We start from the raw sequence: 24,078 nt of genomic DNA, 5'->3' as shown, positions 1-24,078 counted from the left end.
CAACGCTGAAAACCCTAGTCTTTGCTGTTGTCTATCATGTATTCAATAGCGAGTTTTAACTCATCATCACTGCAATCAAAACACAAACCTCGTGGCGGCATGGCCTTTATGCCGCTGATGGCGTCTTTTAACAGCGTGTCTATGCCTTTTTCTATTCTCGGTTGCCAGGCAGCATGGTCACCAATTTTCGGTGCCCCTGCCACACCACTCATGTGGCAAGCAATGCAAGAAGCATTAAAAACTTGTTCACCAGAGCGCGCTGCACCAGCCAGCGAAGAAAGTCCTAGGGCAAAACAAACGCCACCAAAAATACTAAAATGTTTAATGAAAGGCGGGATAGAAACAGTCACAATGAATCCTTAGTGATTGAGAGTCAAAAACGATACCGTTATTTAAACACAAAGGCCTGAATCTACTCGCGTATTTTTTTGTTTAGCGTTGTACCTCACCTTTACTTTATTTTTTTGTAACACGTTAATTAGACAAGGAAACCAACATGACCATTGAACTCGTACTCGTCGCCAACATTCGCGCGCACTCTGGCAAAAGTGCAGCCTTAAAAGCCGCTCTAGAAGCTTTATTGGTGCCAACCCGCGCGGAAGTGGGTTGTTTGCAATATGACCTTCACCAAAATAACAAGACTCCGGAAGCGTTCGTCTACTTCGAACGCTGGACCGACTACGATGTGTGGCAAGACCATATGAAAACGGATCATATCAAGACGTTTTTAGACGTGACCAAAGACGTTATTGCTGAATTTGATGTGACTGAATTGCATAAGATAGGCTAATTTTTTCCATGAGCGAGTGGTTTGCAGTATAAATAGCTCGCGAGAAAAGCAGAGTGATACCAAAGCAATAAAAAACAGCGTATATCTGTTCTTTATTGCTTTAAGCACTGGAATCCTGAGTGATTTCCTTTAGAATACGTACACCAATTTGTGATGGCCTTGTTTGCACCTTGCAACAGAATGAGCACCACACAATCATAATGCGCCCGTAGCTCAGCTGGATAGAGCGTCGCCCTCCGGAGGCGAAGGTCGGAGGTTCGAATCCTCTCGGGCGCACCATTTATTTACAAAATTTTATCCTTTACTCTTACTATCCACTCTTTTTTTTCTAATCCAGTGTTTGTCTTTATTCACTATCCAATCTTGTTAGCTGGTATAAATGGAGGTACGAAAGATGAGGGCGAAAAGTGATTAAGCGACTAAGCAAATTTAACGGTTATTACGTTGCCATTGTGTTGGTGATTGTCTTTTCTTGGTGGGGCTTATTAGATGCCAAGGCGTCTGATTATGTCTCCTCATCTTTGGTGCAGGCGTTAAGCGCATTTGGCTTGGCCAAATTGTTCAATGCCACGGTGTCTGTATTACAAAGTATTCAAATCAGTGTGTTTGTCAGTTCGGTTACTATCGGTGAGTTATTAGATCCTTTTAACGACATGATCGAAGATTTTTCCGATGTAATGAAAGTCGCGGTGTCGTCGCTTATTTTCCAAAGCATTCTGCTGAAAATCATTTCTACTGTGTATTTCAAAGCCTTTGTGACTCTGTCTGGTTTGTTGTTTGGTTACTTGTATTGGGTGAGAAGTCGTTTTACCGAAGTGGCTTATAAAATCTTTGTCACCGCAGTAGGTGCAAAGTTTTTATTGGTACTGGTGGTTTTGTTGTCTGCGTTGGTTGATGCGTCGTTTTTGAATGATGAAAAGACGCAGACCATGGATAAAATTCAAGTGCACTCTAAGGATATGAACGAGGTGACAACGGGATTAGGCGTAGCGGCTGATCTCAAACAATCCCTTGATAAAGACAAACAGGCGTTACAAATCAAACAGAATGAACAGCAGCAAACATTATCGGGCCATGATGAACGCTTGGTGGATTTGAGCACTCAAAATGATTCTCTCAATCGCCAAATATCAGGGCGTAAAGAGACCTTGTCTACCTTGGATATACTGTTCAATAATGATGAAATACTTGCTGATTTACGAATACAGCAAAGCCTTTTAATGAATGAACGCCAACGTACTGAACAACAAATCAAGGCCTCTCAAAACAAGATCAACGCCTTACAGCAATCCATTGGTGACCTAGACAATTTCACAGTAGAAGACCAAAGCTTTTTCTCATCTATTAAACAAAGTGCTTTTGGCCTTGGTCATTTCAAAGACAAAATAAGCCATTACGTGGAAACACTGAATGGCTTGGTAAACGACTTTCTCACCTTGCTGGCGTTGTTTGCCTTCAATACTGTACTTATCCCAGTGTTGTTTCTTTATTTAGGCGCAAAAGGGTTTAAATTGGTTTGGCAAATGAAACCGTCTGATCTGATGGCGCTAGCTAAACAAGGCGTAAAAGAGAGTCTGTAAAACGTTATTATTTATGCTTTTCTAGTTATGTTTTAACCAGCCTTTCGCCGCGTCAGTAATGGCAACAATGGCTGGATTTGACAGGCGTTGCTCGGTGGCAATGGCGAAGAACTGCTCGCGTATTTCTTCGGTGCTGCCGATGACCTCAACTTGAAACTGCGTCGCCACTTCACTAGCAATGGCCGATGGCACGATAAACACACCGGTGCCAGCTTGACCAAAAGTTTTCATTAATGCTCGGTCGTCAAATTCGCCCATGATTTTCGGATGAATATGGTGTTTTTCTAGCCATTGTAAGAGTTGAATTTGTATTAAAGATTGATCACTCGGAATCAAAAAAGGCAAGCCGATTAGGCTCCTTGGGAAATCCGCTTTACCTTGTTCAACTAGATTTGGTGCAGCCATAAAAGACGTACCACATTCACCCAGAAAGTGATTAAAGCCACGCACACCCAAATGTGGCGGAATCGGACCATCGGCGATAATAAGATCCAATTTATGCAACGCCAATTCGCCTAATAAGCTTTCCAGACTGTTTTCTTTACAGACAAAACGTATTGGAACATCTAGCGCCATAGCTGGAGCCAGTAAGCGATAAGCAATGGATTTTGGTATTGAATCCGCAATGCCGACACGCAGTAATTGAGTTCTATCTGTTGATGCTATACGCACGGATTGTTCCAACTCACTGCCTAAGGAAAATATTTCATCCGCATAGCTCAGTACCATATGACCTGTATCGGTCAATGCGAGGTTGCGACCCACCTTATTAAACAGGTCTTTACCCAGTTGTTCCTCCAATAAGCTGATCTGTCCACTGATGGTTTGCGGTGTAATGTGCAAATGTTCACTGGCTTTTGTAATGCTGCCTTGTTTAGCCACCATCCAAAAATAATGTAAATGTTTGAAATTGATCATATTTCACCAATACTTCGAAAAAAACTGAGTGTTTACATAAATAATTCGATTATATCTTATGGGTTTTTGTGAGTAAGTTGAAGCTTCAAACATAACTTACTCATTCATGAGTGAAAGGAGAACAAGATGAGAATCCAAGTACAAGCACGTCGTCTAGCTCTTACTAAAAGCCTTAAAGCTTATGTGAAACGTCGTCTTAATTTTGCATTGAATTCCCGTTATGACAATATTGAACGAGTGACGGTCACGTTGACTGACGTGAACGGTCCGAAAGGCGGTGAAGACAAACACTGCCAAGTTTTGGTCAAACTCAATGGCCAAAAAGAAGTGGTAATCAGCGAACAACAGGCCGATATGTATGCTGCAATAGACAGCGCGGCTAGTCGCACGAGTCAAACCGTGACACGACGTATTGAGCGATTACAACACAAGGCCACACGATTAAAAGCGGCTTTCCATAAGATGAAACTGCAGAAGAAAATGCCCCGCGACATCTACGAAGAATACGAAAACGAATACGGCTATTACCAACATGGCTGAGTGATCGCCACTGATTACTCGAATTGATAAAAGTAACAACCGCTTTAGGCGAACCAGTAAACGGGTTCGCCTTTTTTTGCTTTGTAGCACGAGCGGTTTGTAAGGTTGGCATAGCAAGGCTGCCGAGGCTTAAAGCCGTCTAGATTCGATGGCCGAGCTTTGTCTTAATGAATAGTTGGCGGGGTTAAGAAATAGCAGCATAGGCTGTTGTGGTTGGCTTTATTGTAGGTTTATTCTTTGTTTGTCATCTTGTTTCCGCAATACGTCGTATAAACTGTGTTGTGAAACGTTCACAGCGTTAACCCATTTTCGATAAAGCAATAAGGAGGTTATATGATTACCGTACATCATTTAGACAATTCTCGGTCTCAGCGTATTTTATGGTTATTAGAAGAGCTTGGTTTGGATTATGACATGGTTGAATACAAACGTGACCCAGATTCTGCTTCAGCGCCAGAGTCCCTTAAAAAGATACACCCGCTAGGCAAAGCCCCAGTGATCACCGACGGTGATATAACCGTTGCTGAGTCCGGCGCTATTATTGAATACCTTTTAGATCAATATGATACAGAGAAACGATTAAGACCAACCGAAGGACAGCCCTTGCTGGATTATCGTTACTGGCTGCATTTTGCTGAAGGCTCTTTGATGCCGTTATTGGTGATGAAGTTAGTGATGATGAAGGTGCCTAAAAATCCAATGCCCTTTTTTGTTAAGCCGATTGCCAAAGCCTTAACGGATAAGGTTCAAGAGAAATTCATCATGCCGCGCATTAAGCCACAAATGCAGTTTATTGAAAAAACGCTGGGTGAGCATACTTGGTTTGTTGGCGAGGAATTAACCGCCGCCGATATTCAAATGAGTTTTCCACTGCAAGCATCTAGTACGCGTATGGATTTGTCTGAGTTTCCGAATATTGCACGCTTTATTAAGCAAGTCGAGGCGCAAGCTGCGTATCAAAAATCGATCACTAAAGGCGGTGCTTTCATGACGATGTAAGCGGTTATCCTGCTCGACTTATGAACAAGGCATGAATATGATGACGGAATGTTTTTTCACGGTTTGGCTTTGTTAGGGAAACATTCATGTCGCGTCCTGTTAAATTGCTCAGCATTTCGATTGCTCTTGTTTGCCTTCTTCTGGCGCTAAACTTTGGTTTGCGCTCGTCGATGGGCTTTTTTATGGCGCCCATTTCAAACCAATTTGGTTACGGTCGTGAGGTATTCGCGTTCGCTTTGGCGTTGCAGAATCTATGGTGGGGGTTGTCTCAACCAATTGCTGGCGCGTTTGCCGATCGCTTTGGTACGCTAAAAACCATTTGGATTGGCGCGGTGTTATACGCGTTAGGCTTGTATGTGACGGCCACGGCAGACGGTGTGTTCGGCTTAAATATGGGCGCCGGTTTCCTAATGGGCATGGGGATATCGGCGACGGGCTTCGGCGTTGTTTTGCCTGCTATGGCGCGTATGGTGTCTCCAGAGAAGCGCTCTTTTGCTTTAGGTTTAGGCAGTGCGGCAGGTTCGGCGGGACAGCTTTTAGTGATTCCGGTTGCTCAAGGCTTTATTTCCGCTTACGGGTGGAGCACAGCGCTGATGTTGATGGCGTTATGTGCCTTGATGATGGTGTTGCTGTCTAGTCCATTTCGCCAGTCTAATGACGTGTCGGGCAACGCCGTTCAAAGCGTGTCACAAACCATGAAAGAAGCGTTGCAAGAAGCCAGCGCTTACTCTCATTATTGGTTGTTAGTGATCGGTTTCTTTGTTTGTGGCTTTCAGTTGGCCTTTATCACGGTTCACATGCCGCCTTTTTTGTCTGATCAAGGTTTTTCGTCGGAAGTTGCGGTGGCGAGTTTGTCTTTGATTGGACTGTTTAATATTTTCGGCTGTTTGTTGTCGGGATCTTGGTCTGGAAAGTATTCGAAGAAAAAATTGCTCGCCATTATTTACGCATTAAGAGCGCTGTCTATTGCGGCATTTATGTATTTCCCCATGACCACTTATTCTGTGTACGCATTTTCAATTGTGACTGGATTGCTTTGGTTAGCGACCGTGCCGCCAACCTCTGGCATCGTGGCGCAAATGTTTGGTCTGCGTTATATGGGGTTACTGTACGGTATTGTTTTTCTAGGTCATCAGCTAGGGTCGTTTAGCGGTGTTTGGTTAGGTGGTTATCTTTACGACCAAACAGGCTCGTACGATGTTGTCTGGTGGGCTGCTTGTATTATCGCGCTGATTACCGCGTTGCTTCATGTCTTCATTGATGATCGTCCTATTGCGCGGCTTCGTACCGCAATGGTGTAACGTTTTCTTTTGCCCCGTTTGAGGATGGTTATTTCAAGCGGAGCAAGCTGCCTCTTTTTTTAAGTTACGATTATTTTATGTCTTCTCCTTTACAAGTGTATCAAGCTCGGTTAGATCGTCACGAGGTGACGTATGATGAACGCCAGCAACCCGCGTTACTTGAGCTAGAACGTGTTTTTCAGCAGTTGATTCAACAAAGTACGAATAGACCCAGCGAAAAGCCACGGACGCAAATTAAAGGCGTTTATATGTGGGGTGATGTGGGTCGCGGTAAGACGTTTTTGATGGATTTATTTTATGAGTGTTTACCGCAAGGTGTGGGCCTACGGCTGCATTTTCATCATTTTATGGCGCGTTTGCATCGTGAATTGAATCTGGCTTTTGGGCAAAAAAATCCTTTAAAAGGCATTGCGACGCGCTTGGCGTCAGAATGCAGCGTGTTGTGTTTTGATGAATTTTTTGTTTCAGACATCGGTGACGCCATGCTGTTGGGTGGTTTAACCGACGCTTTGTTTGAAGAAGGTGTGGTGCTGGTGGCGACGTCTAATATAGCAATTGAGAACCTTTTTCAGAGTCAGTTGCAAAAAGCGCGCTTTGCCCCTGCGATTGCACAACTACAAGCCAATTTAAGTGAGCTTCACCTTGGTGGTGATCAGGATCATCGGCTGCGTCATACAGGGTTTAATGCCATATACTTTGTTCAAGATGAACAGGATATGGTGGTGTTGTTTGATCAATTATCAAAAGGTGAGGTGTTTTCGCTGCCTTTATCCGTTTGTCGTCGTGCTATTGATGTGATTCAGGTCTCAGACAATATGGCATGGTTTGATTTTTATGCTCTGTGTGGTGGACCTCGTTCGGCGTTGGACTACATAGAGTTAGCCCAGCGTTACCCTTATATTATGTTAACGGGAATTCCTGAGCTAAGCAGCGAACCGTTCGAACACATTAAAGCGCGAGGCACAGAAGACGGTGCGATTGGTTCTGGGCAAACCGGTGAACGAGCGGTGTCGTTAGGTATAAACGATGACGCCGTTCGCCGATTCATTAGCTTGGTAGACGAGTGTTATGACCATCAAGTTGTATTGTTGTTAAACGCCGCTTTGCCTTTGGAAAGTTTGTATTTGAATGGGTCTTTATTGTTTGAGTTTCGCCGTACGTACAGTCGTCTAATTGAAATGAAATCGTTTTATTATCAGCGGTTACGTTCTAAGGAAAGTTCTAAATAATTGATTTCATTGTGACTATTTTTGCTAAGTTTTTCGTTAAAGCTTGATAAAAGGATCATACGTAACCAATATATTTGGATGACACTAATAAAATGAAAATAGAGGAGGGCGGTCATGCAGTATGAAGATCGCATTGACGCGTTAGTCGCACCAAAAGGTGCGTTAGAGATGTTATCGCAAGATGAAATGGCTCGTTTGTCAGAAGAGTCTGGACCGTTTCACGATTTGTTCCATCGTTGTGCTTTGGCGATTTTGAATTGCGGTAGTGATTCCGATGATCCGCAGGAGGCCATGGACGAGTTTAACGATTTTGAAATCCGCATTGTGCAACAAGAGCGCGGTGTTAAGTTGCAGTTGAAAAATGCCCCGGGCAGTGCCTTTGTTGATGGCAAGATGATTAGCAGCGTCCGCGAAATGCTGTTTAGCGTATTGCGAGACATTATTTTTACACAACATGAATACAGTCTTGCGAGTGGCTTAGAGAATGCCAGCTCAACCAAGTTGACCAATGTGGTGTTTGAATTATTACGCAATGCGGATGTGTTTCGTCGCATTCAAAATCCAGACATGATTGTGTGCTGGGGCGGCCATTCTATCGCTCGCCATGAGTACGATTACACTAAACGTGTTGGTCATGAGCTTGGATTACGTGAATTGAATATCTGTACTGGCTGTGGACCAGGGGCTATGAAGGGGCCGATGAAAGGCGCTGCGATTGCTCACGCCAAACAGCGGATTAAGAATGGTGTTTATCTTGGGTTAACCGAACCTGGCATTATTGCCGCCGAGTCGCCAAACCCCATTGTGAATCAGTTAGTCATCATGCCAGACATCGAAAAACGTCTTGAAGCGTTTGTGCGTGCTGGACATGGCATTGTTGTTTTCCCAGGTGGTGCCGGAACTGCTGAGGAAATTCTCTATATTTTGGGCATTCTTTTGCACCCTAAAAATGCGGATGTGCCTTTTCCTTTGGTGTTTACAGGGCCAAAAGAAAGCGCTGATTACTTCGAACAGATTCATGCGTTTATCGGTGATGTATTGGGCGCTGAAGCGCAGAATAAGTATCGTATTGTAATTGAAGATGAAGTGGAAGTTGCTCGGGTTATGAAGCAGGGAATGGAGGAGGTACGTCAGTATCGTAAAGCGCATCAAGATGCATTTTATTACAACTGGAAACTGCATATCCCAGAAGAATTTCAGCATCCATTTGAGCCAACGCATGCAAAAGTGCGTGAGTTGAATCTAACTTTTAATCAAGAAACGCATCTATTGGCAGCAGATTTACGTCGTGCGTTTTCGTCTATCGTAGCGGGTAACGTGAAAGCGCAAGGCGTAGCGTATATTAAAGAGTTTGGCCCGTTCGAGATTCATGGCGATAAAGCCCTGTTGACTAAACTAGATGCCTTGTTGCAAGCTTTTGTACTTCAACAACGAATGAAGCTTCCTGGTAGCGAGTATGTGCCTTGCTATAAAGTGATCACCGATTAGAACTATTTTAGTTAATAAATGAAAAAGGCCTCTCATGAGGCCTTTTTAGTCTCTGAATATGAAATCTGCTCACTAGCCAAATACGGACCAACCGTTGCTTTCGGATAGCGCTTCCAGTGCGGCCATTCCCGCTAATGAATTGCCTGATTCATTCAGCTCTGGTGACCAAACACAGATAGAAAATCGATTTGGTACTATGGCTATAATGCCACCGCCAACGCCACTCTTTCCCGGCAAACCCACACGATAGGCAAAATTTCCTGCTTCGTCATAGAGCCCGCTGGTGGCGAGTAAACCATTGACTTGAGTGGTTTCACGGCGAGTGAGTACTTGTTCACCAGAATGGTGTGAGTAGCCCTTATTGGCTAAAAAGCTAAAGGCTTTCGCAAGATCAATGCAGTTCATGCGCATGGCGCAGTTATCAAAGTAGTTGTGCAATACTGCTTCTACATCGTTTTCGAAATTACCGAATGCTTGCATCAAATACGCCATAGACGCGTTGCGTGCGCGAAACTCGTACTCTGAGTTGGAAACGACTTTATCGGAACGTAATTTAGAATTTCCTGCTAGGCGGCGAATAAATTCTCGCATAGCGTAATGTGGAGATGCAAAGCGTGAATGGTTCATATCGCTGACGACAAGTGCGCCCGCATTAATGAAGGGGTTACGTGGAATGCCCTTCTCATACTCTAACTGCACCAGTGAGTTGAAGGGATTGCCAGATGGCTCTCTACCGACTCTCTCCCACATATCTTCACCATAATGTTTCATGGCAAGGGTTAAGCTAAAGATTTTTGAGATACTTTGAATGGAGAAGTTCTTCTTGGCTTGACCTGTGTGGTAAAGCTTTCCGTCATTACTGTAGATGGCAATGCCGAATTGATTGGGGTCAATGTTTGCAAGCGCCGGTATGTAGTCGGCGACTTTCCCTAAGCCAATTAATGGTCTCACTTTTTTTTCAATTGAGCGAAGTAATTCTTCCACGTTGTTCCCAGTGTCATTTTAGGGGGGTGAATAAGCGATGAAAGCGAATTCAATTTGCTGGCTAGTATAGAGACAGTAAGATGAAATCCCTAGTAGAATTTCGGCTTATATTAAACGTAAAACGCCCCCAAAAAGGGGGCTGAAATACTGAGTTCAAGATTTTTTATTTACTGGGTGAAATGCCATAAACGGAGGTGGTTCCGCTTACTTCATTGCCAACAATCAATAATGCCTGCCCGCTTGGGCTGTCTTCTTTTGAAACAAAAGCCATGCCTTCAGGCCCAAGGTCGCCTGCTGCAGAGGTATCTACTTTGGCGTCGAAATCTCGGCTGGTTAAATACTGAATAAACTGACTTTTCTTGGGTACGGTAATGTCATACACCATGATACCGCCCACGCGTTCAAGGCCGATAAAAGCGTAAGTGCGACCGTCGATTTGACCTACGGTTAAGGCTTCAGGCTCTGGTCCTTTGTCATCACTGCGTGCATCTGTTTTGTTTGAGTCGTTTGAAGCATTGAAGCCTTTTTCGCCCAATGCTTTTGCGGTAATGCGTTCGAAATCACTGCCACTATCAAATACTTGCTCGCCAGTGTCGCCGCTCCAAATGGAAAAAGAACGCGCACCGTAGCCATACAGTTGTGTGTAGGTACAGTTATTCGGTGTGCCTTTTGTGAGTTTGCAATCTTGCGCGCCTAGCGTACTGGTAAATTTCATGCGACCAAGGTTTTTCGGATCGTCTAGTTTGCCTTCGATCTCGTGTTTTAGCGGACTGGTTAGGGCGAGACGGCTGTTTAGCTCGTCGGCTAGCTCTTTCACACGGTATTCCTCGCTGAAGCCTTTGTAGTCTCTTGAATCGCCTTCGTTTGCTGTTACTAAGTAGGTTTTACCTGATACGGTGTAAGAGGCGATGGTGTCAGGTTGGTATAGCCCTAATACTGGCCAGTTTTGCAGTTGAATGGTTTTATCCTTGTCGCTGACGTCTAGTTCGTTGCCCGTTTGGTTATAGTCTTTTGTGCCTAATGCCCAAATAGTGGATACCGACTTTTTCATCAGATCGATTTTGGCGATACCGTTGTTTTCTTGCAATGACACAAAGGCATAGCGGTTGTCTTTAGAAACCGTGACATATTCTGGCTCTAAGTCTTGAGCAACACTGGCATTAGGGCCGAAAATACGCAGTCCGTCAGGTCGTTCTGACGCGCGAGAACCGCCGTTGTTGAAATCACGAAACGTCACTTGAGTGACATCGCTTTGCGTTAATGTCGTGATGTCATTGGGTAAGGTAATGATGCTTACGCTGCCTTCTGGGTCGACGGTGTATTCATCATTAGGCTCGCCTTCGTTGGCAACAATCACCTGTTTGCCATCGTGCGAGAAGGTCACCATGTCTGGTAGTGCGCCGACTTTTACGGCAGTGATAAAGGCATGGTCATTGATGTTATAAAAAGCGATATAGCCCATGTATTGTTTTGGCTTGGCTTCAATGGCAGCGGCCATGATGCCGCTATGGACACTAACGCTATTGGCAGCGCCAAGGGATAAACCGGTTAACGCGGCCACGTCTGCACTGACATCAAGCGTTTTGATTTTGTATGGTGCAGTGGGATTGCTCATGGACAGCACATCGACTTTGCCCGAATTGGCGTTTATTACAAAGGTTTCTTGCGTTTTAGCATCGTATGCCACTATTTCTGCCGCGCTGCCATCAAAAATGCCTGACTCATAACGACCGAGGAAACTTAATTCGATGGAAGTCGTGGCGCCAGCTTGTTCATTATTAGACGTGGCGCAGCCACCAAGTAATGCCACGGTGGCACATAAAGGTAACGCAATGGGTAAACGCATGGTTTTTCTCCGGAGGGATAAAATGAGTGCGGCTACAGTAACGGCTAATTATGACAATAATATGGCAAGCAGCGGTAAGTATTTACTTACTTACTGCTGCTTTATTTATGAACTATTTTTTATTGTTAATATGCGCAATATGATGCGTGATTAGTTGTCCTGAAATGGTCGCGCTGTTGGGTATGTGAGGTAAGTTGTCGATGTGGTACCAATCTGCCTCATCAATTTCTCCTGGCGCGGGAGTGATTTCACCAGCAACGTAATCCGCAAAAAAGCCGACCATAAGTTGATGAGGAAAAGACCAAGGTTGACTGTCTACATAGCGAATGTTGGTGATTTCAAGTCCTACTTCTTCGCGCACTTCACGTGCCACAGCTTGCTCTAATGTTTCACCCGCTTCGACAAACCCCGCAATATTACTGAATTTACCTTTGGGTGCGTGCAGTCCACGGGCCAGTAAAATATGGTCGTCTTTACAGATTGATACAATGATGCAAGGCGAAATTCGTGGGTAATGACGCAAATTGCACGTCGGGCAAATCTTAGTGTGTTCCGCTATGTGTTTTTCTTGCATGGGTGTTCCGCATCGTCCACAAAATTGATGGTCTCTGTCCCACGTTGATAATTGATGAGCGCGACTTAATAGAAGGTAATGGTCCTGATCTTGTAAGAAGAGCAGTTCTCTTAGGCCTATTTCCGAAAAGCCTTTTGGTACGGATTCAAAACGGCAAACAAAGACATCTTGGCCCTGCCACTGTCCACAGTAAATGGCGCTCATTTTCGAGTTTGGCTGAAAGTGTGTGAAAGGTATTAAAAAAAGATTGTCTTGTTCAACCAGTACTTGATTACGATGTAGCAACACATAGAGTGCGTCTTGATGGGGGAGCGGGTGTGTTTGAGTACCAATTTCTAACATGTTCTTGCTCTGTTTGCGTCTAAAAGAATTACGCTAACGCGATCATCTTCTAGGCGCAATAACCTAGCGGATTTAATTCCAATCCAAGATCACTTTGCCAGATTGGCCTGACGCCATAGTCTCAAAGCCTTTTTGGAATTCGTCCACATTAAAGCGGTGCGTAATAATGGGGCTGATGTCTAAACCAGATTGCAACATAGCGACCATTTTGTACCAAGTTTCGTACATTTCACGTCCATAGATACCTTTAATGATCAGGCCTTTAAAAATGACTTGGTTCCAATCTATGAGCGTGTCTTTTGCTGGAATGCCGAGCATGGCAATTTTTCCGCCATGATTCATATTTTCTAACATAGAGCGAAATGCTTGATCATTGCCGGACATTTCCAATCCAACATCAAAGCCTTCGTGCATTCCTATTTCATTCATGACGTCTTTCAAAGATTCTTTGCTAACGTTTACCGTTCGAGTGGCGCCCATTTTTTTCGCAAGCTCTAGGCGAAAATCATTTACATCGGTAATCACCACATTGCGAGCACCAACATGCTTTGCAATGGCGGCGGCCATGGCGCCAATGGGGCCTGCGCCGGTGATTAAGACATCTTCACCGATCAAATCAAAAGATAGGGCGGTATGAGTCGCATTTCCAAACGGGTCGAAGATTGCCGCCATTTCATCACTGATGTTGTCAGGAATTTTGTAGGCATTGCTGGCGGGAATGACTAAATATTCGGCAAACGCGCCAGTACGGTTCACGCCAACGCCCAATGTTTTACGGCAAAGGTGGCGACGTCCTGCACGACAGTTTCGACAGTGGCCACAGGTAATATGGCCTTCGCCTGAGACGCGATCGCCGATTTTGAACCCTGATACTTCTGGGCCAATCTCGGTGATTTCACCAACAAACTCATGACCGACGGTCATGGGTACAGGGATGGTATTTTGTGCCCAGTCGTCCCAATGATAAATATGCATGTCTGTTCCGCAAATAGCGGTTTTGCGTATTTTGATAACAACATCATTGTGGCCGCATTCTGGTTGGGCTACTTCTGTCATCCAAATGCCTTTTTCGGCATGAAGCTTAGCAAGCGTTTTCATTATTTTATTCCTTCAATAATACCCATTTTGCGACCGACTTTCGCAAAAGCAGTAATGGCTTGATCGAGTTGTTCCGTTGTTAGTGAAGCTGACATTTGTGTTCGAATTCTAGCTTTTCCCATCGGCACAACGGGATAAGCAAATCCGGTGACAAAAATCTCTTCTATATATAGCGCATTTGCCATCTCTTGAGCGAGTGTTGCGTCTCCTAATATAACGGGAATGATTGGGTGGTCACCAGGTACTAGGTTAAAGCCTAAGTCACTCATCTTGGTACGAAAATATTGGCTGTTGTTTTTTAGCTGCTGACGAGCTGCATCCCCTTTTTGAAGTGATTCAAGAATTTTTATGCTGGTGGCGGTAATAACAGGCGCCAAGGAATTAGAAAACAAATAGGGGCGAGAGCGTTGACGCAACCAATCAACGATGTTTTTAGAGGCACTGGTATAGCCCCCTGATGCGCCCCCAAGGGCTTTTCCTAATGTACCAGTAATAATGTCGATTCGGCCTAGTACGCCACAATATTCATGGCTTCCACGGCCATTCTCACCTAAGAAACCAACTGCGTGGGAGTCATCTACCATGACCAGCGCATCGTATTTGTCCGCAAGGTCGCAGATGGATTTTAGATCCGCAATAATGCCGTCCATGGAAAAAACACCATCAGTGACGATGAGCTTGGTTTTAGCCCCCTCTTTGTCGGCCTGTTGAAGATTTGCCTCGAGCTCTTTCATGTCATTGTTAGCATAGCGATAGCGCTTTGCTTTGCATAAGCGAATACCGTCAATGATGCTGGCGTGGTTCAGTGCGTCACTGATAATCGCATCTTCTTTTCCTAGGAGTGTTTCAAACAGTCCGGTATTGGCATCAAAGCAAGATGAGTACAGGATGGTGTCTTCCATCTGTAGGAAGTTACTGAGGCTTTTTTCCAGCTCGGTGTGAATACTTTGAGTGCCGCAAATAAAACGGACAGAGGCCATACCATAGCCATAATCGTCTAGTGCTTTATGTGCCGCTGTTGTTACTTCGCTGTCATTCGCTAGCCCAAGATAATTGTTTGCACATAAGTTGATTAACGGGCGATTGTCTGCTGTCGTAATTTGACTGGCTTGAGGTGTAATAAGAGGGCGCTCTTGTTTGTAGAGGCCTTGTTGTTTAAGCGTTTGTAGTTGTGTGTCGAGTTGCGTGTGAAATTCAGCTCTGCTCATGCGGTTATTCCTGATTTACCTATTCTTAATGTTGATAATGAGTGATATGTGTTCAATGAGTGTAGGGCTGAGGCTTGAATAAAAGTAGATGCAGTGGCGTAGCAATATGGCCATAACAGTTTGTGTCTATCGTTGGTTGCTGCACTGGTCATCCTGTCTATTCGTCGCGTAGAATGAGGACAAGTATTAACCAATAAGGAAAAGGCATGTTGTCAAAGTTTCACTACGGCATCTTGTTTGGTGCAATGAGCGCCAGTCTGGCGGTTCAAGCTCAGGATTATTTACCTGTTCTTCAGTATCACCATGTTAGTGTCAGTTCACCTAAATCGACTTCTGTTACGCCAGAGCAATTTACTGAGCACATGGACTATTTGAAAAACGCTGGTTTTCAGGTGGTTGATCTGCGTTCTGCATTGGATGATTTAAAAGCCCATAAGGCATTACCTGAAAAAGCCGTCGCGATTTCCTTTGATGATGCCTATCGTAGTATTTATCAAGCAGGCTTTCCTATCTTAAAAGAAAGGAACTTTCCTTTTACTGTGTTCATTAATACTGAACCTGTTGAACGCAAAAGTCGTAGTTTTTTAACATGGGAACAAATGAAAGAGATGGAAGTGTCTGGTGGCGTGTTTGCGAACCATACTATTCGCCATCCTTATATGTTGCGCAAAGAAGAAGGTGAGTCTGACGAGGCTTGGTTGTCACGAATGAGAAAAGAAGTGGACACGGCTGAAGCGCTGCTCATTAAAAATCTAGGACATTCACCTAAAATGCTGGCTTATCCCTATGGTGAATCTAATCGTACGATTCGAACCATGATGGAAGAAAGAGGCGTAATGGCGTTTGGGCAGCAATCTGGTGTGGTGAGCGCGGACTCTGATTTTGAAAACCTACCCCGTTTTCCTGCTTCGGGAGCGTATGCAAAATTATCTACGCTAAAAACTAAGCTAAATGCGAAGCCAATGCCTTTGCTTGCAGAGGTAACAGGCGGTGATTTTGCGACAGACAAACCTGTGTCTATTGGCTTAACGTTTAAAGAGGGCAAATATCGCACCAAAGACTTGGTGTGTTACGTGGCAGGACAGGGTAAAGCGTCATTAGATTGGGTGTCTGAAAAAGAGGTGATCGCCACAGCGAGTAAGCCTTTCGGCGTTGGTCGTGGTCGAATCAACTGCACTATGCCGGATAATTCGGGTAAGCATTATTACTGGTATTCTAATGTTTGGATTCGTTCTGCGCCTGACCAAGGCTATGTAAGTGAAAAAAGTTAAGTTTTTTTCAAAAAAACATTGCACTGAAATCTCAAATCAGTATTATACACCTCGCTCGCAACGGAGGGGTGGCAGAGCGGTTTAATGCACCAGTCTTGAAAACTGGCGTAGGTTAATAGCCTACCGAGAGTTCGAATCTCTCCTCCTCCGCCAGCTTCCTAATTAGGAAAGTTGTTGCGAACAAGATAAAATTAGTTCCTCGATAGCTCAGTTGGTAGAGCAAATGACTGTTAATCATTGGGTCACTGGTTCGAGTCCAGTTCGAGGAGCCAGATCGGAGTATAGCGCAGTCTGGTAGCGCGCCTGCTTTGGGAGCAGGATGTCGGGAGTTCGAATCTCTCTACTCCGACCATTAATTTTATCATCACCTAGTAATGGTGGGCGTAGCTCAGTCGGTAGAGCTCCGGATTGTGATTCCGGCGGTCGTGGGTTCAAGCCCCATCGTCCACCCCATTACTCTGATAGTCGGGCCGTTAGCTCAGTTGGTAGAGCAGTTGACTTTTAATCAATTGGTCACTGGTTCGAATCCAGTACGGCCCACCACTATCCCAATGCTAAACCTTGCATTATCTGATTAATTCCTCGATAGCTCAGTTGGTAGAGCAAATGACTGTTAATCATTGGGTCACTGGTTCGAGTCCAGTTCGAGGAGCCATTTCGGAGTATAGCGCAGTCTGGTAGCGCGCCTGCTTTGGGAGCAGGATGTCGGGAGTTCGAATCTCTCTACTCCGACCATTAGATCGTTATAAAATACAAAGTTTATGAGCGGGCCGTTAGCTCAGTTGGTAGAGCAGTTGACTTTTAATCAATTGGTCACTGGTTCGAATCCAGTACGGCCCACCATTCTTCTCATAAAATACTTCTCCTTTTCTTCGTGTTATTCCTTGTTTTTTCTAGATAGCAATTTAAAATCGTCTATCGTCTATCGTCTATCGTCTATCGTCTATCGTCTATCGTCTATCGTCTATCGTCTATCGTCTATCGTCTATCGTCTATCGTCTATCGTCTATCGTCTATCGTCTATCGTCTATCGTCTATCGTCTATCGTCTATCGTCTATCGTCTATCGTCTATCGTCTATCGTCTATCGTCTATCGTCTATCGTCTATCGTCTTCTATGGGGTTGGCTTTCTATGGGGTTGGTGAAGGTGTATTTGGATGTTTTGGGTGTGCGAAAGGTGTGAGTGGGTGTTTTTAGTTTTGGATATATGGAGGCTGTGTGAGGGCTTGTGGTTTGGAGTGTTGTTTTTCTGTAGTCGGGTAAAGAGTTGTGCGTAATTTTTTTGGTGGTGAGTTTTCGGAGTGATTTTTTGCTTTAATATAGATAGTTGTTCGAGAGTGCTTTGGTGATTTCTAGAAAAGAAATTATGATTTTATAGATAAGATGCTGATCTATAAAGAAAAGCGCTAATGGTGGAGGGAGGTGGATTCGAACCACCGAAACTTTCGTGGCAGATTTACAATCTGCTCCCTTTGGCCACTCGGGAACCCCTCCACAGCAGCGCGGCACATAGTATATGCCGCGCCTAACTATGTAAATAGTTTTTTAGGATTTATTTAATAGTTTTTCCAGTTTTGCTTTCATGCGCTCTTCTGGAGACAAATTATCATAAATATCTTCTGTCTTCGGTGCGCTTTTGACATTTTTAGCTTTTGGTTTGATGTCGTTTTTAGCTTGAGGCTTTTGTCTGCTTCTTGCTGGCTGGGCTGAGGCTGTTTTCTCTTTTGCTGGTCTGCTAGTCGTTGTAGGTCTGCTGGTGGGCGTGGCCCTTGCTTTTTTAGGAATCATTGATTCGGGTAAAGCAGGTTCGTTGTTAACAGCGACACCCTCTAGGTCAACTCGAGGCTGGCCAGATAGAAGGCACTTCTTATATCTGTCTGAGCGCGTGTAGGCTGCGAGGGCCCGTTTTTGCTTGCTGGTATTGAAGTCATCGTCCAGTACCATATCTTTGTCTATACCGACCTTCAGTGGCTTAGGTTGATTCCAGTCGAACGCTTTGGGATAACGGTCTTCAAGCATTTTGATAAGACGGCGATTGTTCTTTTGATTTTTTTGACGCTTCTTTTGCTCTGGCGTCAGGGTCGCGGTCTTAGTCGTGCTGTCACTTGCTTCTGGTACGCTAGTGTCGTTATCGACTAGTTTGTCGTCTTCTTGCAAGCCGTTAAGCTCAGGTTGTTGTGTGGTCATGTAATCAATCTGTTCTGTTGTCGTGGTTGTGGTGCTGCTATCAGCATGCTCGTGCAATAAGTCAAAGTTGAGTTGGTGTTCAGCCGCATCTACTTTAATTGCTTGCTTAGGGGCGGGCGCTGGGTTTAAAAGGTCAAGTGAGTCTTCAATGTAAAGCTGCAGTTGATCTTCTGTTGAGCGACCTGCCATATGTTGCAATAAATCCATCGATGCACTGTACTCAATGGAAGGGGTGTTCTTTGCGTTCAATTTTTGTATTTCTTCGTTAGCATTGTCTAGCTGCTTTGTTAGCCAGTTAATCCTTGCTTCGAGTTTGGCAATAAGTTGTTCCATAAAAAAACAAAGCTCAATTTTTTATTGGAGTCAGCGGAATACTTGGTGTATTGCTTGTGCCAATCATTTCTTTTTGCTGATCTTCGTTCGGTAGGGTGACAGAAATAATGTCTCCGTTTTGTTGCCAAACGTAAATCGTCGTAATTAAGAAGCCAACGATAAAAATAGGTAATAATTTCATTTTGCTTAGAAGGTAAGCCCTGCACCGATCATGACGTGTTTGTCATAGGTTTCATTGCTACTATTTAGTATCTTTACATATATATCTAGTCGCGATGTGTCGGAAGCTGCGATACGAAATCCGGCTTCTGGGTAGTATACGGTGTCTTCTAAAAATGAAATGCCGCCGCCAATAAATGACCACATTGGAATGCCTGGGAATATCTGAAAGGCTGGAGTGGCACTATAAAATCGAGATCCTACCGTCGCGCCGCTTTCAAAATCCTCCCCAATGACAAATGAAAAGCCACCATAAAAAGAGATGTTTTCAGGCAGGGTGTACTCCATTGCGACGTAGCCTATGGAGGTAACATTGCTCTGTTCGTTGCTACTGTCTGGTCGAGTTGCTGTGGATTCAAAATTTACTAGACTCGCAATTTGACCTTCAGCTGATGCGTTCGCACTAACTAGAACTAAAGCTGCAAGTAGAAGTGATTTCATTTTTTGTCATCCATTTGGTTTAAGCGGTTCAGCATTTGGGAAAGAGAAGACTCCCAATTAGATTGCTGCTCTTTTGTTTGAGTTAGCGCGTTTTGAATATCATTTTTTTCTTCGCTAAGTTCGTAGTTTTGCATTTCTAATTCAGCAATGCGCTTGCGTAGTGAACCAATCTCTTCTACAGCTTCATTGATGCGTTGTTCTAAGTGGTGTAGTAGTTCGTTATTCATTGTATCTGTCCTAAAAATCAAAAAAATCGCCCTTGGTTGTGTGGGCGTAGTTATATAAAAATTACCAGGCTATTACGACATCTTGTTGTTGAACGTTTAAAATGTGAGAGTCAACAACAAGTTCTCCAACTGAGAAGTTGGGTTGTACTTGTTTTATTGTAACACTGATATTTGCATTATTCAGCTGAGTTTGAGCGGATTGAAGTTGATTAAACACTTCATAACGACGATAAACGTTGAACTTATCACCTTGTTTGACTCCTGCTAATGACCCTGCTGATATATGTATTCTGTTGCCTTCGGTTCGAAAAATATTAGCGATAAAAGGCTGACATCGAAGCTGTTCACTTGTATCTAAAGCGCTTTCTTTTAATGCTTGTTGTACTACTTTTCCATAATGCACTGTCCAGAATTTTGCGCTTCCAAAACCAATTCTTGCGTGATCGGATATGTCCCAGTTCCCTATCTCGCTGTATCTGTGCTCGAACAATAGCGCGCCACTGAAGCCATCATATATATATATATCGACCACAAAGTTCCTTTCTTTATCAATTCCTTCGTCTAAAGCGTCTTTTTCGTCTTTATCATTAGGACGTCTTAAATAGACTTCACCAATATCTCTAATAACGCCGCTAACAATATATTGAACGCCAAGTTGTTCGCTGATTCGTGTGACGTTCGTTAAGGAGCCATCATAGTTGGTGGAAGAAGGCGCATTTAATAGGTCGGGATAGATAGCAATGTTTGTGGCTGTCAGCGCTCGTAGATAGCCCTGTTTATTTATTTCATCCGCTAGGCCTTTGGGGAGCTCTCTGGATATATTGCTCAGCTCCCCCAGCCTTGCTTGCTGAGGTGTTTGTAGCTCAAATCCAGTAATGCCAACGGTTTTTTTATAATAACTTGTTGGGCCAGTGCTGCACTGAGAGTCTGGTGTGACATCTACACGAGCAACGACCCTAAGGAAATCGCCGTTTTGTTCTTCAGAAATGATACGAGCCTTTTGGACGTGTCCAGAGCTTCGTATTTCTAGGCTAGATTCAAGCTCGCCATTATAAAGTTCATCTTTAACATTGACTCTAGAGCCTGACTCAAGCACAGCTTGTTTTATCGCTTGTTGAGTCGCTCTATAGCGCGCATCGGAAACGTCGTTGTTATAAATAACCGCTTCACCGACCGCATCAACCGTTTTTGAAAAAACGGTGAGAGGCAAAGATAAGGCAATAGAGACGATTAATAAATATTTCAAGGACGACATCATTATTCAATACTATAGAAGTTAGTCGTCGGTGTAGAGTTCTGAACGTTTATTGCGCGGTAACCGGGTTGAATTTTACAGTTCGGATCTGTTTGTACGCTGCTAGAACTCAAACATTGACGAAAATTTTCTTGCAGTGCCATTTCTACGACGGTTTCGAATGTACCGTCTTCATGCTCACGTTGTGACACCACTTTGGCTCCAACCAAGTACGCATCTACATAGGTTCTTAGTTCGTCGTTTTGCATCACCATGTTGCTCAATGAGCTGGAACCGTCGATTTTCAAACCATAAACTCGTTCAGATAAGTTTCGGTAAGCATCTAGCATTGAACTACGCAGGGTCATGATACGAGCTTGAGATTTGGATAAGCGCTTGTTTGTCATTGTGGCAGCGTAGCCAGTGGCAGTGACAATAATAGGCTCTTGTTTAATAACGGCAATGGTGTTGTTTGCATTTAGTGCGCCGTTTTGGGCGTAACCGTAAGGTGCACTATTACTATTTCCAACAGTATTACCGTTACACGGTGAGACAGTAGTACAAGGGCTGCCTGTTCCAGCGGTCCCTGGTTGGTTAAGATTTTGACAACCGGCGAGCGTTATTGCACCTATGGCTATTAAAAAAATTCGAAGTGTTAGTGTCATGGTGGTGCCCTTTATATGGATGTCTTTGCCTTGATATCCTGCGTTGAAAAGTAGTATGTGTTGCATAGTGCTGTTTCAATTGAGCGAGTTAATGCTGCAGGAATTAACTGAATAATGTGTTCGAAAATCCCTTTGTTTTTCAACATGGCTAATCTAATGAACAAAATGTAAACCATTTTACGCTCTAGCGTCCATGTTTGGGCATCGAAAAAAACGCTTTTTCTTTGTTTTTGATAGTAAAACGGTTCTTTAGGTGCATTTTTTCAAATTATTTAGAACATTTTATAGTGAGAGTGTTTTTTCTAGAGAAAAAAATTGCATTTTTTGTGGTGTGGAGTGGAAGTGATTAATTGGTGTATACTGTTTTTTTATACAGTTTTTTTATACAGTTTTTTTTGAAGGCTATGTCGCAAAATCGCAAAATTATTCATGTTGATGCGGATTGTTTTTACGCTGCTATAGAAATGCGCGATGACCCAAGCTTGCGAGATATTCCTATCGCCATTGGAGGGCCGGAAAATACTCGCAGTGTTCTTTCTACAGCGAATTATGCTGCTCGAGTTTATGGCGTTCGCTCCGCTATGCCGACATCGGTTGCCAAACGCCTATGCCCTGCATTGAGAGTGTTACCCGGTAATATGCATAAGTACCGAACGGCCTCTACGCAAATGCACGCTATTTTCCGAGAATTTACCGATATTATTGAGCCTTTATCCTTGGATGAAGCGTATCTTGATGTGACAGATTCGCCACACTTTCAAGGCAGCGCCACACGGATTGCTGAGGAAATACGCTCAAGAATATGGTTGGAAGTTGGTATTACGGTTTCTGCGGGTGTGGCGGCTAATAAGTTCATTGCGAAGGTGGCAAGTGATTGGGATAAGCCGGACGGTTTGACAGTAGTAACGCCTGAGAAGCAATTTGAATTTGTCTCCACGGTACCTGTTAAGTCAATTTCTGGTATTGGTCGTGTAGCACAGGAAAAGTTGGCGGCATTGGGTGTATTCAACTGCGCTGACTTACAAACATTAGACTTTGCTGTGTTACAAAAAAACTTCGGCAGCATGGCTTTTCGTTTGTCTCAGTTTGCACTTGGTATTGATGATCGTCCTGTTTCCGTATCGCGAGAAAGAAAAAGCATTTCAGTCGAGCATACTTTTTCAAAAGACTTACCGGACCTCAAAGAATGCCAAACAGTGTTGCCTATTTTGCTAAGCGATTTAAAAAAACGTATGACAGGGCGAAACTTTGAATCACAACTTAGTAAGTATTATCTCAAGATGAAATTTGATGACTTTAAGCAAACAACGATAGAGCAGCCCATAAAAAATAAATTATCTGATGACGTGTTTTTGACGTTATTGCAACAAGCATACGAGCGTTACCGACGTCCGGTACGTCTTATTGGTGTTGGGTATCGATTGTCACCACCAAAGCCGCTTCAGTTAACCTTACCTTTCTTTTAGTTGTGTAAAATTTGATCAATCCTCTCAAGGCTTACTATACTCAGCAGAGTAAAACGTGAAGGAGGTGTTCATTATGTTAAAACGGCAGGAAAAATTTAGCAGTACGAATCTAAGTATGCCCGATCCTTTGTCCCATCGATTACGCTTTGAAGTGGAACAAACCCTGAGTTGTTTGTATGCGGATGCGTCATTGATTGATCAGATGGATCCTTTGTACCTGCCTTTTGCCACTTGGTTGAGCCAAAAAGCGGAGAGTGGAAGAGGGCCCTTAATTGTTGGAGTTGGCGGTGCGCAAGGGTGCGGCAAGACAACTTTTTGTAGTGTTATTAGTCGTATATTGAATAAAGGTTTTGATCTGAATTGTATTGTGTTGAGTTTAGACGATTTATACAGCACGCATCATGATCGGCTTAAATTTGCTAACGAAACGACCTCTATGTTTTCTGTACGAGGTGTGCCTGGAACGCATGATGTTGCTTTTGCGTTGACGCTTTTTGAAAGGCTGAAAAATCTGAAGGATGGGGAGGTAATGAAGTTTCCCTGTTTTGATAAATCGGTTGATGATCGAAAAGCGGTGCATTTATGGCAAGAAGTTCAAGGCCCCGTTGATGTGGTTTTATTCGAAGGGTGGTGTGTTGGTGCACCGCCTATCAATGACACTCTGTATCGTCCGATAAATCAACTTGAGGAGGAAATGGATGCCGATGGATTGTGGCGAAACACTGTTAACCAGTTGTTGAAAGACGATTATAAGGCGCTGTTTGCAAAAATTGATCTTATGACATGGATGCAAGCGCCTAGTTATGATGTTGTCTATCATTGGCGTAATAAACAGGAGCGAATGTTGGAAGACCATCTTCATGACATTCATGGGATCTTACTTGATACGATTGATTTAAAAATAATGTCTTGTAATGAATTAAAACGTTTTATGCAATATTACGAACGCTTGACTCGTCATATGTTGGCTGTGATGCCGGAACGTGCAGATGTTCTTTTTAAATTAAATAAAAATCAGGAGGTGGTCGAAATGCGCTTCCCCGTTGAGCATTAGACAGCTAGTTACTCGTCAACAGTCGAGTGAAAAACGTCAATATGATAGGCTATGGCAAATTGCGATAGCCTATTTTTTTGGAGT

At 43.8% G+C, this 24,078-nt stretch carries 24 protein-coding genes and 10 tRNA genes; 20 read left to right on the top strand and 14 right to left on the bottom strand.

Features of this window, described 5'->3' with window-relative positions; genetic code table 11:
• Window positions 1-14: 14 nt before the first annotated feature.
• The gene (locus M3I01_RS14785) at window positions 15-350 is read right to left on the bottom strand and encodes a c-type cytochrome (RefSeq protein ID WP_255896646.1); all 336 of its coding nucleotides are present in this window, start codon (window positions 348-350) and stop codon (window positions 15-17) included.
• A 146-nt stretch (window positions 351-496) separates the two neighbouring features.
• On the opposite strand from M3I01_RS14785, the gene M3I01_RS14780 reads away from it, so the two are divergent.
• The 3 genes from M3I01_RS14780 (at window position 497) to M3I01_RS14770 (ending at window position 2,370) form a co-directional block, all read left to right on the top strand.
• Window positions 497-790 (top strand): putative quinol monooxygenase, encoded by a 294-nt coding sequence (locus M3I01_RS14780; RefSeq protein WP_255896645.1) that lies wholly within the window; start codon window positions 497-499, stop codon window positions 788-790.
• 202 nt (window positions 791-992) lie between these two features.
• A tRNA-Arg gene (locus tag M3I01_RS14775) sits at window positions 993-1,069 on the top strand.
• A gap of 128 nt (window positions 1,070-1,197) precedes the next feature.
• Window positions 1,198-2,370 carry a hypothetical protein gene (locus M3I01_RS14770; RefSeq protein WP_255896643.1) on the top strand — a complete coding sequence of 391 codons (1,173 nt, stop codon included), beginning with the start codon at window positions 1,198-1,200 and terminating at the stop codon, window positions 2,368-2,370.
• Window positions 2,371-2,391: 21 nt separating this feature from the next.
• On the opposite strand, the gene nhaR is transcribed toward M3I01_RS14770, so the two are convergent.
• Entirely contained in the window at window positions 2,392-3,288 is an 897-nt protein-coding gene (gene nhaR, locus M3I01_RS14765) for a transcriptional activator NhaR (RefSeq protein ID WP_255896641.1), read from the bottom strand.
• A 126-nt stretch (window positions 3,289-3,414) separates the two neighbouring features.
• Between nhaR and M3I01_RS14760 the strand changes: the two genes are divergently transcribed.
• The 5 genes from M3I01_RS14760 to ppnN all read left to right on the top strand — a co-directional run bounded on the left by M3I01_RS14760 (window position 3,415) and on the right by ppnN (window position 8,845).
• The gene (locus tag M3I01_RS14760) at window positions 3,415-3,828 is read left to right on the top strand and encodes an HPF/RaiA family ribosome-associated protein (protein ID WP_255896640.1); all 414 of its coding nucleotides are present in this window, start codon (window positions 3,415-3,417) and stop codon (window positions 3,826-3,828) included.
• 333 nt (window positions 3,829-4,161) lie between these two features.
• Entirely contained in the window at window positions 4,162-4,827 is a 666-nt protein-coding gene (locus M3I01_RS14755; protein WP_255896639.1) for a glutathione S-transferase family protein, read from the top strand.
• An 86-nt stretch (window positions 4,828-4,913) separates the two neighbouring features.
• Window positions 4,914-6,128, top strand: a complete 1,215-nt coding sequence (locus tag M3I01_RS14750; RefSeq protein ID WP_255896638.1) for an MFS transporter — start codon at window positions 4,914-4,916, stop codon at window positions 6,126-6,128.
• A 77-nt stretch (window positions 6,129-6,205) separates the two neighbouring features.
• A complete protein-coding gene (gene zapE, locus M3I01_RS14745; protein ID WP_255896637.1) occupies window positions 6,206-7,357 on the top strand; it encodes a cell division protein ZapE in 1,152 nt (383 codons plus the stop codon).
• Between the two features lie 114 nt (window positions 7,358-7,471).
• The gene (gene ppnN, locus M3I01_RS14740; protein ID WP_275565159.1) at window positions 7,472-8,845 is read left to right on the top strand and encodes a nucleotide 5'-monophosphate nucleosidase PpnN; all 1,374 of its coding nucleotides are present in this window, start codon (window positions 7,472-7,474) and stop codon (window positions 8,843-8,845) included.
• Between the two features lie 72 nt (window positions 8,846-8,917).
• On the opposite strand, the gene glsB is transcribed toward ppnN, so the two are convergent.
• From glsB to M3I01_RS14715, 5 genes are all read right to left on the bottom strand, one after another.
• Window positions 8,918-9,829 carry a glutaminase B gene (glsB, locus tag M3I01_RS14735; protein ID WP_255896635.1) on the bottom strand — a complete coding sequence of 304 codons (912 nt, stop codon included), beginning with the start codon at window positions 9,827-9,829 and terminating at the stop codon, window positions 8,918-8,920.
• Window positions 9,830-9,992: 163 nt separating this feature from the next.
• On the bottom strand, window positions 9,993-11,675 hold the full coding sequence (locus tag M3I01_RS14730; RefSeq protein ID WP_255896634.1) for a choice-of-anchor I family protein: 1,683 nt from the start codon (window positions 11,673-11,675) through the stop codon (window positions 9,993-9,995).
• Between the two features lie 112 nt (window positions 11,676-11,787).
• A complete protein-coding gene (gene nudC / locus M3I01_RS14725; protein WP_255896633.1) occupies window positions 11,788-12,591 on the bottom strand; it encodes an NAD(+) diphosphatase in 804 nt (267 codons plus the stop codon).
• A gap of 72 nt (window positions 12,592-12,663) precedes the next feature.
• Window positions 12,664-13,689 carry an L-threonine 3-dehydrogenase gene (tdh, locus tag M3I01_RS14720; RefSeq protein ID WP_255896632.1) on the bottom strand — a complete coding sequence of 342 codons (1,026 nt, stop codon included), beginning with the start codon at window positions 13,687-13,689 and terminating at the stop codon, window positions 12,664-12,666.
• Entirely contained in the window at window positions 13,689-14,897 is a 1,209-nt protein-coding gene (locus M3I01_RS14715) for a glycine C-acetyltransferase (RefSeq protein ID WP_255896631.1), read from the bottom strand. The genes tdh and M3I01_RS14715 overlap by 1 nt, the downstream gene beginning before the upstream one ends.
• A gap of 206 nt (window positions 14,898-15,103) precedes the next feature.
• Here M3I01_RS14715 and M3I01_RS14710 point away from each other — a divergent pair, with 206 nt between their 5' ends.
• The 10 genes from M3I01_RS14710 (at window position 15,104) to M3I01_RS14665 (ending at window position 17,313) form a co-directional block, all read left to right on the top strand.
• Window positions 15,104-16,168 (top strand): polysaccharide deacetylase family protein, encoded by a 1,065-nt coding sequence (locus tag M3I01_RS14710; RefSeq protein WP_255896630.1) that lies wholly within the window; start codon window positions 15,104-15,106, stop codon window positions 16,166-16,168.
• 62 nt (window positions 16,169-16,230) lie between these two features.
• Window positions 16,231-16,321 (top strand) — tRNA-Ser (locus tag M3I01_RS14705).
• 43 nt (window positions 16,322-16,364) lie between these two features.
• Window positions 16,365-16,440: transfer RNA gene (locus tag M3I01_RS14700), tRNA-Asn, on the top strand.
• A 3-nt stretch (window positions 16,441-16,443) separates the two neighbouring features.
• Window positions 16,444-16,520 (top strand) — tRNA-Pro (locus tag M3I01_RS14695).
• A 25-nt stretch (window positions 16,521-16,545) separates the two neighbouring features.
• Window positions 16,546-16,621: transfer RNA gene (locus tag M3I01_RS14690), tRNA-His, on the top strand.
• A 14-nt stretch (window positions 16,622-16,635) separates the two neighbouring features.
• Window positions 16,636-16,711 (top strand) — tRNA-Lys (locus tag M3I01_RS14685).
• 36 nt (window positions 16,712-16,747) lie between these two features.
• Window positions 16,748-16,823 (top strand) — tRNA-Asn (locus tag M3I01_RS14680).
• Between the two features lie 3 nt (window positions 16,824-16,826).
• A tRNA-Pro gene (locus tag M3I01_RS14675) sits at window positions 16,827-16,903 on the top strand.
• 32 nt (window positions 16,904-16,935) lie between these two features.
• Window positions 16,936-17,011: transfer RNA gene (locus tag M3I01_RS14670), tRNA-Lys, on the top strand.
• Window positions 17,012-17,052: 41 nt separating this feature from the next.
• A complete protein-coding gene (locus M3I01_RS14665; protein WP_255896629.1) occupies window positions 17,053-17,313 on the top strand; it encodes a hypothetical protein in 261 nt (86 codons plus the stop codon).
• 265 nt (window positions 17,314-17,578) lie between these two features.
• Here the strand turns inward: M3I01_RS14665 and M3I01_RS14660 are convergent.
• From M3I01_RS14660 to M3I01_RS14630, 7 genes are all read right to left on the bottom strand, one after another.
• Window positions 17,579-17,662, bottom strand: a tRNA-Tyr gene (locus tag M3I01_RS14660).
• A 51-nt stretch (window positions 17,663-17,713) separates the two neighbouring features.
• Entirely contained in the window at window positions 17,714-18,688 is a 975-nt protein-coding gene (locus M3I01_RS14655) for a ProQ/FINO family protein (protein ID WP_255896628.1), read from the bottom strand.
• Window positions 18,689-18,701: 13 nt separating this feature from the next.
• Window positions 18,702-18,869: a hypothetical protein gene (locus M3I01_RS14650; RefSeq protein WP_255896627.1), complete on the bottom strand. Its 168-nt coding sequence runs from the start codon at window positions 18,867-18,869 to the stop codon at window positions 18,702-18,704.
• 5 nt (window positions 18,870-18,874) lie between these two features.
• A complete protein-coding gene (locus M3I01_RS14645) occupies window positions 18,875-19,348 on the bottom strand; it encodes a hypothetical protein (protein WP_255896626.1) in 474 nt (157 codons plus the stop codon).
• A complete protein-coding gene (locus M3I01_RS14640) occupies window positions 19,345-19,575 on the bottom strand; it encodes a cell division protein ZapB (RefSeq protein WP_255896625.1) in 231 nt (76 codons plus the stop codon). Before M3I01_RS14640 ends, M3I01_RS14645 begins: the two co-directional genes overlap by 4 nt.
• 61 nt (window positions 19,576-19,636) lie before the next feature.
• Window positions 19,637-20,830, bottom strand: a complete 1,194-nt coding sequence (locus M3I01_RS14635) for a flagellar assembly protein FlgT (RefSeq protein WP_255896757.1) — start codon at window positions 20,828-20,830, stop codon at window positions 19,637-19,639.
• 2 nt (window positions 20,831-20,832) lie between these two features.
• Complete coding sequence (locus tag M3I01_RS14630; RefSeq protein ID WP_275565158.1) at window positions 20,833-21,474, bottom strand: LPP20 family lipoprotein; 642 nt, start codon at window positions 21,472-21,474, stop codon at window positions 20,833-20,835.
• Window positions 21,475-21,878: 404 nt separating this feature from the next.
• Here M3I01_RS14630 and dinB point away from each other — a divergent pair, with 404 nt between their 5' ends.
• Window positions 21,879-22,940, top strand: a complete 1,062-nt coding sequence (dinB, locus tag M3I01_RS14625; protein ID WP_255896623.1) for a DNA polymerase IV — start codon at window positions 21,879-21,881, stop codon at window positions 22,938-22,940.
• A gap of 73 nt (window positions 22,941-23,013) precedes the next feature.
• Window positions 23,014-23,994, top strand: a complete 981-nt coding sequence (locus M3I01_RS14620; protein ID WP_255896622.1) for a hypothetical protein — start codon at window positions 23,014-23,016, stop codon at window positions 23,992-23,994.
• The last annotated feature ends 84 nt before the right edge of the window (window positions 23,995-24,078 follow it).

Origin of the sequence: Marinomonas maritima (assembly GCF_024435075.2) — a bacterium.
GTDB classification, from domain to species: Bacteria; Pseudomonadota; Gammaproteobacteria; order Pseudomonadales; family Marinomonadaceae; genus Marinomonas; species Marinomonas maritima.
The sequence above is the reverse complement of the archived record's forward strand: the minus strand, read 5'-3'. Positions and strand labels throughout refer to the sequence as shown.